Raw genomic sequence first — 14470 nt, 5'->3', positions numbered from 1 at the left:
TGTAGTCATTTCTTCACGGTTGCCAAGAGAGTTTCTGCAATTTGCACTGAATTCAATGCAGCGCCTTTAATAAGATTATCCGTCACAACCCACATATGAAATCCTGCTGGATGATCCGGGTCTTTCCGTAGACGCCCAACGAAAACATCGTCCTTGCCTTCTGAAAATAAAGGCATTGGATAGTTTTGCGTTTTTGCATCATCTTGAACTACAATTCCAGGTGCATTGGCTAGTGCGGAACGAATATCATCAACAGAAACACCTGTCTTATCAACTTCAAAATAAATTGATTCGGAATGGCCTGATACAACCGGGATTCGTACACATGTCGCTGATACATGTAAATCATTCATATTAAAGATTTTTTTTGTTTCATTAATCATCTTAAGTTCCTCAAGCGTATAGCCTGAAGAATCAAAGGCATCGATTTGAGGAATCGCATTAAATGAAATCGGATAAAACTTTTCTCCCGCACCAGTCGGCAGAAGTTTCGCATCGATTTCTTGTCGTTTTGCAAACTGCTTGCTTTGGGTTTCCAACTCGTCAATCGCTTCCGCTCCAGCACCAGAAACTGCTTGGTAAGTTGAAACGATAATACGGCCCAATCCGAATTTTTCACGTATTGGTTCAAGGGCTGTCACCATCTGGATTGTAGAACAGTTCGGATTAGCGATGATGCCACTATGCTCATGCAACGTACTAGCATTCACTTCTGGCACGACTAGCGGAATCGATTCTGTCATTCGATATGCACTTGTATTATCAATGACGACCGCGCCCCGTTTTACCGCTTCTTCAGCAAACATTTTTGAAATAGCGCCGCCCGCGCTAAAGAATGCAATATCAACATCTTCAAAAGATTCCGGAACTGTTTCTTCAACAGTAAATTGTTTACCGTCTACTTCAATTACATTTCCAGCCGACCTTTTTGAAGCTAGTAGTTTAATTGAACTTGAAGGAAAATTACGTTCTAGTAGCTTTTCTAAAATCTTGGTTCCAACGGCACCCGTAGCACCGACGATTGCAACATTAATTGTACTCATAATCAAATCTCCCTTTCAGCATCAAAGCAGTTGTAATGGAAAGATTATAGCATAAGATTCGGTTTATTGTGTCGGAACCTTCACTTTTGTTCATGAATTATTAATAATGGTTGGATTTGTTCATTATTAAGCGCTGCTGCAGCTGCTGGAACCATTAAAGAAAAGTCGGAGATTAAGGAGTTTGGTTTGTTAATCGGATCGTCCTGTCCAAACGGGATGAAAAATACATTTTTCATATTGAGGAGTTTCATAATGTTGACACCATTTAATCCTAAAGCATCATTCGTTGAAATACCTAAAAGAACTGGGCTGCCGTTACGTAAAGTTGCTTTAGCGCCCATCAGTACTGGCGAGTCAGTTGAAGCATTAGCAAATCGACTTATCGAATTGCCTGTCATCGGTGCAATAATCATGCAATCAACAGGTGTTGATGGTCCAAATGGCTCGGCGCCTACAATTGTTGAAATTACTTTTTCCCCTGTCGCCTTTTCAATCCGGGCAATCCACTCTTCTCCTGTGCCGAATCTCGTCGCGGCAGTGAGAACTGAATGTGTAATAACAGGAATAACTGTAGCACCAGCATCAATCAGCGAGTCAATAACCGGAATAATTTCTTCATACGTACAATGTGAAGCCGTTATCCCAAGACCTATACGCTTTCCTTGTAACATTTACTTCCCCTTTCATCTTCGGTGGATCCTCTCGAGTGCGCCACTTAATGAAATTGCCGCATCGACAGGAAAATACTTCCCAGGCAAACCAGGGAGTAATCTATAGTATTCAATCGTCGATGGTTCCCTTAGGCAACCGGGCGCTGACGCAAGATCGAAGATGAAATTCGGAACTTCAAATTGCTTCGTAAACCATTGGGCCGGAATTGTATTAACGAGATAGGCTTCACTCATATTTAGCTGATTTGAAAATTGTTCAGCATTATAACCCCGCATTTTCGCCTCGCCCAATTGTGCATCTGACCGGGCAATCACTGTTACGTGAGCACCAAGTGATTTGAGCGAGTCCGCTACCATTTTACCGACTCGTCCATAACCCGCGACATAGAACTGTTTCCTATCTATCGTCTGGCCAATTTCATTATAAAATACACTAATGAAAGCTTCTGCTGTGATTCGTGCATTTTCCCATATGAAAATCTCATCTTGAAGATAAGAGTCTATCGAATAATGAGCCTCCTTGTAACGCTTTTTCCATTCTTCCGAAACAACACCTGTATATAACTTTGTCCCTTCTCCTAGTAGCTGAAGCGGGATTGAACCTCCCATTTCTAATATAGGGAAAACAATATGATTTGGTTGAAATTCAGTGAGCAGCGATTCAAGTTCATCTGTATAGGTATTTGTAGGAATTGAGAGGGAAACATATCCTTTTTTCTCCATCAACTTACAACATACCGATAGCCGTTTATCGGTGCCGATAAATAACCATTTTTCTTTACTCATTCAAATAAGCCTCATCAATTGGACCTGTTTTCCTGAAAAGGATACGGTGTTCCCCGATTAAGACAATTTCCGACCACGGAATAAATTCATCCGCTTCTTCAGGGCGGCTTTTAAATGAAAATCGACCGAATTTCTTCTTCACTTCAAGTCCGATAATATCGCCAGTTTTCCCATTAAAAATAAGATCTGTATCAGCCAATAAACCGTAACGTATTCCTTCATCCACTTGAATCAACTCTTTTTGAGCTAGTTCCGAAAGCAGCATATTCATTCCCCTTTCTATTATCTCCATTCAGTATATGAACGAGAATTGGAAAGATTGTTAAATGAATGTAATACCTTCAATTGTTTCTTTCGGAGCGATGATAGAAATGGCACGTTTTTCTCCCAAAATCTCTTTTGCTACCTGTAGAATATTTTCTTTGTCGACTGATTCGATTTCTGAAACGACATCGTCAATGCTTCGATGCCGCCCAAAAACAATTTCATTTCTTCCATTCCGGGACATGCGCGACTCTGTACTTTCCAAACTTAATAAAAAACTGCCAATTACATGCTCTTTCGCCTGTTCGATTTCCTTTTCAGTTACACCCTCAGTCAAGACCAATTTTATAATCTCATCAATTGTTTCGTACAGTTCATTCGTCTTTTCTGGTGAAGTTCCACCATAAATAATGAATGAACCCCCATCTTCATAAGATGTGTAATATGAATACACCGAATAAGCAAGACCGCGTTCTTCGCGCACTTCTTGAAAGAGTCGAGATGACATAGCGGATCCAATAATACTGTCTAAAATAACCAAGTCATACATACGTTCATCTTTTAAAGCTAACGCTGGGAACCCAATACAAAGATGAGATTGTTCTACATCTTTCTCTTTTACCGTTATCCCTGGATTAAACACTGGTGTTTCAGCACAAGAAACTAATTGCTTTTCACTAATCGATTCGAATGAACCAAAAAGCTCTTCAATCGTGTTGATTAAACGATCATCAAAATTTCCCGCGACTGAAATAACGATTCGCTCGGGTTTATAAACTCGATTCATAAAGTTTCTAACCATTTCTTTGTTAAACGTCTCAATCGTGTCTTTACTTCCAAGTATCGGTCTTCCAATCGGATGCGCGGGATACATCGCATTCCAAAGTTGCTCGTGCACATCGTCGTCTGGTGTATCCTCAACAGTCGCAATTTCTTCGAGGACAACCGACTTTTCTTTCTCCATTTCAGTCTCATCAAAAATCGAATGAAATATCATATCCTCTAATATGGAAATCGCCGTTTCCGCATGATCACCTAGGACAGTTGCATAAAAACAAGTCATATCTTTAGAAGTAAATGCATTCACATCTCCCCCCATACGATCAAATTGTTCCGCGATAGTACGCGCTGATCGTGTGGGGGTCCCTTTAAAAAGCATATGCTCAATAAAATGAGCAACGCCTTCTTCACCCTTCAACTCATCTTGAGACCCGGCTTCTATACAAACACCTAGCGCTACAGAGCGAACATATGGCATTTTCTCATGAATAATTCGGACCCCGTTCGTACATATATGTTTAGAAATCATAAACAATTCCCCCTTCTCACAGTCAATTTAGCGAAACGACCAATAATCATCTCCAAACGACTATACCGCACCCAGAAGCGACTATTAACCCACTCCAAACGACTAAACCGCCTTCAGAAACGACCAATCGCCCATCCAAACGACTTACAATAAAAGACAAAAAAAGACCTCGATGAGAGGCCCTTAATTGTACGATAAAACCTGCTTAGTTATTCTCTTTTTCCGCAGCCTTTTTCTCTTCAAGAATAACTTCTTTTCTTGATAAGTTTACGCGACCTTGGTTATCAATTTCGATGACTTTAACAAATAACTCATCACCTAATTTTAATACGTCTTCAACCGCGCGAGTACGTTCTTCGGCAATTTGGGAAATATGAAGAAGACCATCTTTTCCTGGGAATAATTCAAGGAAAGCACCGAATTTTTCAATACGTTTAACTTTCGCCATGTAATATTCGCCAACTTTAGCTTCACGAACAATATTTTCAATCATCGCTTTGGCTTTAGCATTCATTTCGCTATTTGGAGAAGAGATATAAATCGTACCGTCTTGTTCCGTATCGATTTTAACTTCAGTCTCTTCAATGATTTTATTGATAACCTTGCCGCCAGGTCCAATGACATCGCGGATTTTATCTGGATTGATTTGAACTTTAATAATTTTAGGCGCATACTCGGACAATTCTTCACGAGGTCCTGAAATTACTGAATTCATATGTTCAAGGATATGCAAACGACCAATTTTCGCTTGCGTTAGTGATTCTTCAAGGATTTGACGTGATAACCCTTCAATTTTAATGTCCATTTGAAGTGCAGTGATTCCTTTTTCAGTTCCTGCCACTTTAAAGTCCATATCTCCAAGTGCATCTTCCATGCCTTGAATATCAGAAAGAATTGAATAATTTTCATCTCTCTTAACAAGTCCCATCGCTATTCCAGCTACTGGTGCTTTCAATGGTACACCAGCATCCATCATAGCCATCGTAGACGAGCATATAGATGCTTGTGAAGACGAACCATTAGATTCAAGTACTTCAGCGACTAGGCGCATTGTGTAAGGGAAATCAGACTCATCCGGAAGAACTGCCTCAAGTGCACGTTCTCCTAAAGCACCGTGTCCGATTTCACGACGACCTGGTCCGCGGATTGGGCCAGTTTCACCCACACTGAAATTCGGGAAGTTATAATGGTGCATAAAACGTTTAGACTCTTCAAGACCTAGACCATCGATAATTTGTACTTCGCCAAGCGCGCCTAAAGTACAAATACTTAGTGTCTGTGTCTGACCGCGTGTAAACAAACCTGAACCATGCGCTCTTGGCAAGATGCCGACATGGGATTCAAGCGGGCGGATTTCATCTGGAGCACGGCCGTCTGGACGTACTTTTTCATCAGAAATGAGTCTGCGTACTTCCTCTTTTACCATATTTCCTAAAATACCCTTAACTTGTTTTAAAGTAGCTTCATCTGCTTCATTTTCAGTGTAAGACTCAATCACTTCGTTTTTCACAGCATTGATTGCATCTTCTCGTTCATGTTTCTCTTTTGTTTGAATTGCATCAGTAAGCTGCGCTTCATACTTCGATCGAATTTCAGATTTTAATGCTTCGTCTAATTGGAATAATGGAATTTCCATTTTTTCTTTCCCGACTTCTGCAATTATTTTCTCTTGAAATTCAACAAGCTTAATGATTTCGTTATGGCCGAACATTATTGCTTCTAGAATAATGTCTTCCTCTACCTCAGATGCACCTGCTTCAACCATGTTAATCGCATCTTTCGTTCCTGCAACAATCAGATCCAAATCGCTCTTTTCTAATTGGTCCAATGTCGGATTCACGATGAACTCTCCGTCAATACGGCCAATTTGAACTCCGGCAATCGGTCCCTCGAATGGAATGTCCGATACGGATAGCGCTAAGGAAGAACCTAGCATTGCAGCCATTTCAGGCGAACTGTCATTGTCGACTGACAAAACTAATGAAATAACTTGTACATCATTACGGAAACCATCCGCGAATAATGGACGAATCGGGCGGTCGATTAGACGGCTTGTTAATACTGCCTTTTCAGAAGGACGACCTTCACGTTTAATAAAACCTCCAGGAATTTTACCTGCAGCGTATAAACGTTCTTCATAATTCACTGTTAATGGGAAAAAATCTAGACCTCTTGACTCTTTTGAAGCTGTTGCAGTTGATAGGATTGTTGAATCCCCGTAACGAACGAGTACTGCGCCGTTTGCTTGTTTTGCATATTGGCCAGTTTCAACAACTAATTGTCTTCCTGCCCATTCAAGCGAAAATACTTTCTTTTGTTCTGTCATTATTGAACCCCTCTCCATGTAGCAACAGTCAGAATTGCATACGTTGTATGTATATTTATAGTGTACCAAATTAGGCGTCTTGATGCGAAATTTTCATAACAAAAAGAAAAAGCGGGCAAGGCCCGCTTTCATGTAGTCATCTTATTATCGGCGTAGACCGAGTTTAGTGATAAGATCACGGTAACGCTGAACTTCGTTGTCGCGCATATACTTAAGCAGTTTACGACGACGACCAATCATTTTCATAAGTCCACGACGTGAGTGGTGGTCTTTCTTATGAGTAGATAAATGTTTGTTCAGGTTATTAATCTCTTCAGTAAGGATAGCGATCTGAATATCTGCAGAACCAGTATCGTTCTCATGAGTTTTAAATTCAGAAATTAATTCGTTTTTACGCTCTTGTGTAATAGCCATCCTTTTCACCTCCTATTCAAAATATCCCCAATTACCTCGCAAACGTTGGTGACTCGTTATGCCAAGAAATGGTTAGTACACATTTAAATGTACTACTTCATAATAACATGTAAATTTATCAATGTAAAGAATGTTTAGCTCACAGCAAGGATTTCAATCGCCATCTCTTTATCTTTTTCAATCTGAGATATCAGGGAATCAATCGATTCAAACTTCTTCTCTTGTCGAATATGTTTCACCCATTCAACTGCAACTTCTTTCCCGTACAAATCCCCATCATAATCGAGTATATGGACTTCAACCATTGGACTTTTGACCTCAGGATTGTTAAAGGTTGGTTTCACCCCGACATTGCAGACACCATTCATCGACGTTCCGTCAACTATAAAGCGGACAGCATAGACTCCATTCTCAGGAAGAATAGAACCTTCTGAAGGTAAGACATTCGCAGTTGGAAATCCTAATTGACGGCCTTTCTTTTCGCCACCAACGACCGTTCCGATCAATCTGAAATTTCTACCTAAAAGTAATGAAGCATCCTCAACATTTCCTTCTGATAGAAGTTTTCGAATACGCGTTGATGAAATTTTGTCAGCATTGTCCGTTACTTTTCCAACGATTGTCGTTTCATATACGCCGTCTGAAAGTTTTTTCATATCCTCCATCTTACCGGCACCTTTTGATCCAAATGAATAATCAAATCCAGCTGTCACATGCTTAACGCCGAGAGATTTAATAAATAAGTCGACAAATTCATTCGGCTTAAGGGAAGCCAGTTGCATGTCAAACTTCACAACGAATACCGCATCTACGCCCATATTCTCCAAAAGTCTTTTCTTTTCTTCAAATGGAGTAATGTAGCCAATCTTATTTTTGCCTCCACCTAATACATGAGATGGATGCGGATTAAATGTCATCACAGCTGAGCGGATTGATAATTCTTTCGCTTTTTCGATGGCTTTAGTAATAACAGTTTGGTGTCCTTTATGTAGACCATCAAAAAAGCCGATTGCTAAAGAATATTCTTCATCATTGTCAATCGTCATATTGTCCGGATAACTTAGTTCAAAAACTTTCAAATTCGTTCCCTCCTTCTCAATGATTTACTGGAAACATTTTTTCTGGCTTCATTAATTCTGGCTTAGTCGGATGAATTTTATAGACAGCCAATGCTTTATTGTTTTTCGTGAAGACAATCGGATATCCTTCATCAAGCAGTGGATCTTTAGGCAATACTTGTCCATGTATTATTTTATCATAATCTTTGTCGTCTATTTCAACAAATGGAAATTCGGCTAATGCGTCCTCCAATGGATGTATGCTTGTAGCTAGTTGATCGGCATCTTTGAGTACTTCGAGTTCTTTTAGCGTGTGACAATCAGCTTTTCGATAAGTGCCAGATGCTGTTCGAACGAGTGACGCCATATGTGCGGGATAGCCTAATAACTCGCCGATTTGAACAGCAAGCGTTCGGATGTAAGTTCCCTTTCCGCAACTAATACGAATTTCAAAATTCACTTCTGTTCCTTCAAACTCATTCGCATCGTCAAGCAACTCCAACTCATGGATTTTAACAATTCGCTTTGGTCTTTCGACTTCAATACCTTTTCGTGCATACTCGTATAACTTATGACCGTTTACTTTAACTGCCGAATACATTGGCGGCGTTTGTTCAATTTCGCCAGTAAGTTTTGTCAGTGTGCTTTCAATTTCCACTCGTGAAAAACGTTTAAACTCATTATTATCTGTAACTATTGCACCATCCGCATCCTCGGTTTCAGTTGCCTTGCCAATCGAAATTACTGCAACGTATTCCTTACCCGAATCGGTTATATATTCTGCCACTTTCGTTGCTTGGCCAATACATATAGGCAGGACGCCTTCCACGTTTGGATCCAATGTGCCGGTATGACCGACCTTTTTCGTCCCCAATATTTTACGCAATTTATATACGCAATCATGTGACGTCATTCCTTTTTCTTTCCATAGTGGGAGAATCCCGTTCATGTCAAAACCCCATTTTCTATGTAAATTAAAGGAAGTCGGAAAGTCCATTTGGACACCGACTTCCTCCATTTTGTTATTCTTTTGATTCGTTATTTACTTGAGTAAGTAGCGTTTCGATTCTATTTCCATAAGCGATGGATTCATCGAATGTAAATTCAATCTCCGGCGTTACACGAAGTCTGATTCGCTTACCGATTTCAGTGCGTATAAAACCTTTTGCTTTATCTAAGCCTTTTAAAGTCGCTTCTTTCTCTGATTCATTTCCAAGAACGGAAATAAAGATTGTTGCATTTTGCAAATCACCCGTTACCTCTACATCCGTCACGGTGACAAAACCGATTCTTGGGTCTTTTACTTTTTGTAAAATAATTTCGCCAAGTTCTTTTTTCATCTGTTCCGCAACACGATTTACACGTTTTGACATGGATAGTCACCCCGATTCGTAATCAGTAAAAGTCTACTGTCATCTGGGTCATTTCCCATTCTGGATTTGATTCCAATAATCGGATTGCCCTTCTTACTTCTCGTTCCGCAGCATCCTTCGATGATGCCGTTGCTACAAGCGCTAATGTCGTTCGCTGCCAAAGATTTTGATGATCTATTTCTGCAATCGATACGTTATAGGAGTTTTTTGTCCTATCCGTCATGCTTTTCAAAACAGAACGCTTCTCTTTTAATGAAGCAGCCATGGGGATGAAAAACGTACATTCAGCGTAGACGATCATACCCGTTTAATTTCTTCCATCACGAAGGCTTCGATAATGTCGCCTTCTTTAATGTCGTTAAAGTTCTTCACTGTAATTCCGCACTCGTACCCTCTTGCAACTTCTCTAACGTCGTCCTTGAAACGTTTCAAAGCGTCAAGCTCACCTTCAAAGATAACGATACTGTCGCGTATAACGCGTACTCCAGCGTCACGTACTATTTTACCTTCAGTGACATAGCTTCCCGCAATTGTTCCGATTTTAGACACGACGAATGTTTCGCGCACTTCTGCTTGACCAACGACTTTTTCTTCGAATTCCGGATCTAGCATTCCTTTCATCGCTGATTCAATTTCTTCGATGACTTGGTAAATGACGCGGTGCTGTCTAATATCGACGCCTTCAGCATCTGCCGCACGTCTTGCATTCACATCTGGTCGAACGTTAAATCCGATAACGATTGCGTTTGATGCTGCTGCAAGTGAAATATCGGATTCATTAATTGCTCCCGCACCTGTATGGATGATTTTCACGTTGACGCCTTCTACTTCAATTTTCATGAGAGATGCCGCCATTGCTTCAACCGTTCCTTGTACGTCGGCTTTAACAATTAGTTTTAACTCTTTCATTTCGCCTTGTTTCATTTGATCAAACAAGTTATCTAATGTAACCCTTGTTTTCACATCACGTTGTTCTAAAATCGCTTCACCAGCTCTTGCTTCACCAATTTGGCGTGCAGTTTTCTCATCTTCAAAGACAACAAAACGGTCACCAGCTTGTGGCACATCGCTAAGTCCAGTAATTTCAACCGGTGTAGATGGTAAAGCAGATTGAACACGACGGCCTGTATCGCTAATCATTGCACGTACACGACCAAATGTGTTTCCTACTACAATTGGATCCCCAACTTTAAGCGTTCCATCTTGAACAAGCAGCGTTGCAACAGAGCCGCGTCCGCGATCTAACTCAGCTTCAATAACTGATCCACGTGCACGAATTGTTGGATCCGCTTTAAGTTCTGCAATTTCAGCAACAAGCAGAACCATTTCAAGTAATGTATCGATTCCTTCGCCTGTTAGTGCAGAGATTGGAACGAATATTGTATCGCCGCCCCAGTCTTCTGAAACAAGACCGTGTTCAGTAAGTTCTTGCATAACACGTTCAGGATTTGCTGCTGGTTTATCGATTTTATTCACAGCTACGATAATCGGAACATCTGCCGCTTGCGCATGATTAATCGCTTCAACCGTTTGAGGCATTACACCGTCATCAGCTGCAACAACAAGAATAGTAATATCCGTAATTGACGCGCCTCGTGCACGCATCGTCGTAAATGCTGCGTGACCAGGAGTATCTAAAAACGTTACTTTTTTACCGTCATTTTCGATTTGATAAGCACCGATATGTTGAGTAATCCCGCCCGCTTCGCCTTGTGTTACTTTCGTATTTCGAATTGAGTCAAGTAACGTTGTTTTACCGTGGTCAACGTGACCCATAATCGTTACAACCGGTGCGCGTTCAATAATATTTTCCGGCAATGACACTTCTTCTTCAAAGCCTTCAGTTTCTTCGAAATAAATATCAAGGTCAGTAACATCAATACGAATTTCTTCTTCAACTTCGACACCGTAGTCTGAACAAATTAACTCAATCGCATCTTTATCTAGTTCTTCATTAATTGTTGCCATAACGCCAAGCATTAATAACTTTTTAAGAATCTCGGAAGGTTCGCGACCTAATTTCTGCGCAAGTTCACCTACTGAAACAGATTCATAAAACGTGATTTTGTCTGGAAGAGGCAGTTGAACTTTCGCAGCTGGTGCTGGACGGTACCTTCTTCTTCCTTGGTTTATACCACGTGCTGGTGGACGTCCACCGCGACGGCCTGGCGCTCTTCCTGCTGGACGTGAATTCGGACTTGATGACCCGCCCGATGTTGTAGCCGGACGATTCTGTCCGCCCGATGCTGGACGATTTTGTCCACCTGATGCCGGACGACTCTGCCCGCTTGATGCTGGACGATTCTGTCCGCCCGATGCTGGACGATTTTGTCCACCTGATGCCGGACGACTCTGCCCGCTTGATGCTGGACGATTCTGTCCGCTTGATGCTGGACGATTCTGTCCGCCTGATGCTGGACGATTCTGTCCGCTTGATGCTGGACGATTCTGTCCGCCTGATGCTGGACGATTCTGCCCGCTTGATGCTGGACGATTCTGTCCGCTTGATGCTGGACGATTCTGTCCGCCTGATGCTGGACGATTCTGCCCGCTTGATGCTGGACGATTTTGCCCGCTTGATGCTGGACGATTTTGTCCACTTTGTTTGCTTGAAGTTGGCGCTTTTGTTGTTTCTTTGCTTTCTTTATTTCCGCCAAATGACTTGTCAAGTTTTGTTACTACATCTTTATCTATTGTAGACATATGATTCGTTACATTTACATTTAATTTACCGAGTTCTTCAATTACTTCTTTACTCGTTTTTTTCACTAGTTTCGCGTATTCATGTACACGTACTTTTGTCATGCGCTCACCCCCGGTTGTATTCGTTAAGAAGCTCGGAAAGCTTTTTAGCAAATCCAGCATCCGTTATTGCAAGTATGACCCGCGACTCTTTACCAATTGCGTGTCCCAGATCTTCTCGACTACCAAAAACATGCTTCTCAACGTTAAAAAAGGTACATTTATCCGTAATTTTTTTCACTGTATTTGCAGATGCATCACTCGAAACGATGACGAGGTGCGCTTTTCCGTTTTGAACCTCGCGAATTGCGAGGTCTTCACCGGTTACTATCATTCTCGCCCGCGTTGCTAAACCGAGCAACTGGAAGATTTTCTGTTTGTCTTTCATTTCAAAGACTCCCGACGGATGGCATGAAGAAGATCTTCATACACATTTTCTGGAACAGCCGTCTTCAGTTGGCTTTCGATAGAACGATTACGACGTGCAGTCTCGACCGCTTCTTCGGATTTTGACACATAAGTCCCTCGACCTGATTTCTTGCCTGTTAGATCGACTGAAACTTCCCCTTCTTTCGGGCGAACGATGCGAATCATCTCCTTTTTAGGAAACATCTCGCCTGTCGCCGCGCATTTACGCAAAGGTACTTTTTTCATGTTCGTCATGTGTGATCACCCTTTCTTCTCAGTCTTCGTCTTCTTTATATAAATCAATTGGTTCATCATTATTATCATAATCTTCTTCTTCAAAGTATGCGTCAACTTCGCCCACTTTATCACTTGGCGGATAAATTCCAAGTTCGCGCGCGCTTTCTTCACTCTTAATATCGATTTTCCAACCCGTCAATTTAGCAGCGAGTCTTGCATTTTGCCCGCGTTTTCCGATAGCAAGCGATAATTGATAGTCAGGTACAATCACTGTAGTTGACCGCTCTTCTTCATTCACTTGCACATCAAGAACTTTAGACGGATTTAATGCATTCGCGACAAATACGACTGGGTCCTCAGACCATTCTACTATATCAATTTTCTCGCCATTTAATTCAGTAGAAATTGATTGTACACGAGCACCCCTAGAACCGACACATGAACCAATCGGATCTACTTCAGCCTGGTTTGTAAAGACAGAAATTTTTGAACGGTCGCCCGCTTCACGAGCAATTGTTTTAATTTCAACGATGCCTTCATAGATTTCTGGCACTTCAAGTTCAAACAATCTGCGAAGTAGACCTGGATGCGTTCTGGAGACAAACACTTGCGGTCCCCGTGACGTTTTTTCAACTTTTGTAATATATACTTTAATGCGGTCATGCGGTTTATAGGATTCAGCTTGGATTTGTTCGCCAGACGGCAAAACCGCTTCAACTTTTCCTAGACCGACATAGATATTACGCGCATCGAGTCGCTCTACAATACCATTTACGATATCATCTTCACGATCTACATATTCATCATATATCATGCCGCGCTCTGCCTCACGAACACGTTGCGTCACAACTTGTTTTGCTGTTTGAGCTGCAATTCGCCCAAAATCTTTTGGCGTAACTTCTTCTTCATAAACATCCCCGACTTCATAAGCAGGATTGATAAGATGTGCATCCGCTATCGAAATTTGAAGACGTTCATCTTCAGCTTCTTCTACAACATCTTTACGTGCATATACTTTCATTGAACCGATATCAGAATTCAAGTCAACCCGAACATTTTGAGCTTGATTAAAGTTTCTTTTATATGCAGTTACAAGTGCCGCTTCAATCGCTTCCAGCAATACTTCTCTTGAAATCCCTTTTTGTTGTTCAAGAGCTGTTAATGCATCGAGTAGATCACTACTCATTTTTCATCACTCCTATTATCAATTATGCGGAAAAGTCAATTGCCAAACGTGCAACTGCAATTTTCGTTTTATCAATTAAAACAGTCACTTTTCTAGTTTTAATACGTATTTCAACCTCTGCTCCGTCTGGACCATATGCCAACAAATAACCTTCAAATTCTTTCATGCCATCAACTGGCGCATATGTTTTAATGTATACGTATTGTCCAATTGCATTTTCGAAATCTTCATCTTTATTTAATGGTCGTTCAGCTCCTGGTGATGAAACTTCCAGAAAATAGTTTTGTGTAATCGGGTCGGTACGGTCAAGCTCCTCGCTTAATTGTTCACTGACGAGTGCGCATTGATCAATGTCGATGTCCCCTTCTGGTGTGTCAACATAAACGCGTAGGAACCAATCTTGACCTTCCTTCACAAATTCTACATCGACAAGCTCCAGTCCCAAATCAGCTACAATTGGATGAACGAGCTCTTCGACTATTTCCGTAATTTTACTCATTTTATCCCTCCCATAATCACATTTAATCAGCCTTGAAATGTTTGCGTCTGGATTTCAAATTAACATTCTTTATTCAATATCTTTGGCATTCTTCCAATGCTTTAACCCCATTTCACAACTGCTAAATGAAGTTAAAAAACTACTGAACAACAGA

The 14470-nt window shown here is 41.1% G+C and carries 16 protein-coding genes; all 16 read right to left on the bottom strand.

The annotated features are described in order from the left end of the window. Window positions 1–5 precede the first annotated feature (5 nt). The 16 genes from JSQ81_RS19285 to rimP all read right to left on the bottom strand — a co-directional run bounded on the left by JSQ81_RS19285 (window position 6) and on the right by rimP (window position 14316). The gene (locus JSQ81_RS19285; protein WP_212605592.1) at window positions 6–1043 is read right to left on the bottom strand and encodes an aspartate-semialdehyde dehydrogenase; all 1038 of its coding nucleotides are present in this window, start codon (window positions 1041–1043) and stop codon (window positions 6–8) included. An 80-nt stretch (window positions 1044–1123) separates the two neighbouring features. Next, window positions 1124–1714, bottom strand: coding sequence for a dipicolinate synthase subunit B (locus JSQ81_RS19280; protein ID WP_212605591.1), 591 nt, complete (start codon window positions 1712–1714; stop codon window positions 1124–1126). Window positions 1715–1726: 12 nt separating this feature from the next. Beyond that, on the bottom strand, window positions 1727–2500 hold the full coding sequence (locus JSQ81_RS19275) for an NAD-binding protein (RefSeq protein ID WP_212605590.1): 774 nt from the start codon (window positions 2498–2500) through the stop codon (window positions 1727–1729). Further along, window positions 2493–2765: a YlmC/YmxH family sporulation protein gene (locus tag JSQ81_RS19270; protein WP_212605589.1), complete on the bottom strand. Its 273-nt coding sequence runs from the start codon at window positions 2763–2765 to the stop codon at window positions 2493–2495. Before JSQ81_RS19270 ends, JSQ81_RS19275 begins: the two co-directional genes overlap by 8 nt. A 57-nt stretch (window positions 2766–2822) precedes the next feature. Next, window positions 2823–4073, bottom strand: a complete 1251-nt coding sequence (locus JSQ81_RS19265) for a M16 family metallopeptidase (protein ID WP_212605588.1) — start codon at window positions 4071–4073, stop codon at window positions 2823–2825. A 205-nt stretch (window positions 4074–4278) separates the two neighbouring features. Beyond that, entirely contained in the window at window positions 4279–6399 is a 2121-nt protein-coding gene (pnp, locus tag JSQ81_RS19260) for a polyribonucleotide nucleotidyltransferase (protein ID WP_212605587.1), read from the bottom strand. Window positions 6400–6543: 144 nt separating this feature from the next. After that, window positions 6544–6813 (bottom strand): 30S ribosomal protein S15, encoded by a 270-nt coding sequence (rpsO, locus tag JSQ81_RS19255; protein ID WP_172369679.1) that lies wholly within the window; start codon window positions 6811–6813, stop codon window positions 6544–6546. 134 nt (window positions 6814–6947) lie between these two features. Continuing rightward, window positions 6948–7892 carry a bifunctional riboflavin kinase/FAD synthetase gene (locus JSQ81_RS19250; protein ID WP_249336583.1) on the bottom strand — a complete coding sequence of 315 codons (945 nt, stop codon included), beginning with the start codon at window positions 7890–7892 and terminating at the stop codon, window positions 6948–6950. Window positions 7893–7908: 16 nt separating this feature from the next. Further along, window positions 7909–8820 carry a tRNA pseudouridine(55) synthase TruB gene (gene truB / locus JSQ81_RS19245; protein ID WP_212605586.1) on the bottom strand — a complete coding sequence of 304 codons (912 nt, stop codon included), beginning with the start codon at window positions 8818–8820 and terminating at the stop codon, window positions 7909–7911. Window positions 8821–8893: 73 nt separating this feature from the next. Further along, a complete protein-coding gene (rbfA, locus tag JSQ81_RS19240; RefSeq protein WP_212605585.1) occupies window positions 8894–9244 on the bottom strand; it encodes a 30S ribosome-binding factor RbfA in 351 nt (116 codons plus the stop codon). A 22-nt stretch (window positions 9245–9266) separates the two neighbouring features. Further along, window positions 9267–9545 (bottom strand): DUF503 domain-containing protein, encoded by a 279-nt coding sequence (locus tag JSQ81_RS19235; protein WP_212605584.1) that lies wholly within the window; start codon window positions 9543–9545, stop codon window positions 9267–9269. Further along, complete coding sequence (infB, locus tag JSQ81_RS19230) at window positions 9542–12049, bottom strand: translation initiation factor IF-2 (RefSeq protein ID WP_212605583.1); 2508 nt, start codon at window positions 12047–12049, stop codon at window positions 9542–9544. Before infB ends, JSQ81_RS19235 begins: the two co-directional genes overlap by 4 nt. A 4-nt stretch (window positions 12050–12053) precedes the next feature. Next, on the bottom strand, window positions 12054–12374 hold the full coding sequence (locus tag JSQ81_RS19225; protein ID WP_212605582.1) for a YlxQ family RNA-binding protein: 321 nt from the start codon (window positions 12372–12374) through the stop codon (window positions 12054–12056). After that, window positions 12371–12649, bottom strand: a complete 279-nt coding sequence (gene rnpM / locus JSQ81_RS19220; RefSeq protein ID WP_212605581.1) for an RNase P modulator RnpM — start codon at window positions 12647–12649, stop codon at window positions 12371–12373. The genes JSQ81_RS19225 and rnpM overlap by 4 nt, the downstream gene beginning before the upstream one ends. Window positions 12650–12668: 19 nt before the next feature. Beyond that, window positions 12669–13817, bottom strand: coding sequence for a transcription termination factor NusA (nusA, locus tag JSQ81_RS19215; RefSeq protein ID WP_212605580.1), 1149 nt, complete (start codon window positions 13815–13817; stop codon window positions 12669–12671). Window positions 13818–13839: 22 nt separating this feature from the next. Continuing rightward, on the bottom strand, window positions 13840–14316 hold the full coding sequence (gene rimP / locus JSQ81_RS19210; RefSeq protein ID WP_212605579.1) for a ribosome maturation factor RimP: 477 nt from the start codon (window positions 14314–14316) through the stop codon (window positions 13840–13842). Window positions 14317–14470: the final 154 nt, after the last annotated feature.

The organism is Sporosarcina sp. Marseille-Q4063 (assembly GCF_018309085.1).
Lineage (GTDB): Bacteria > Bacillota > Bacilli > Bacillales_A > Planococcaceae > Sporosarcina.
Note: the sequence above shows the minus strand (reverse complement) of the source record. Positions and strands in the feature narration are given on the sequence as shown.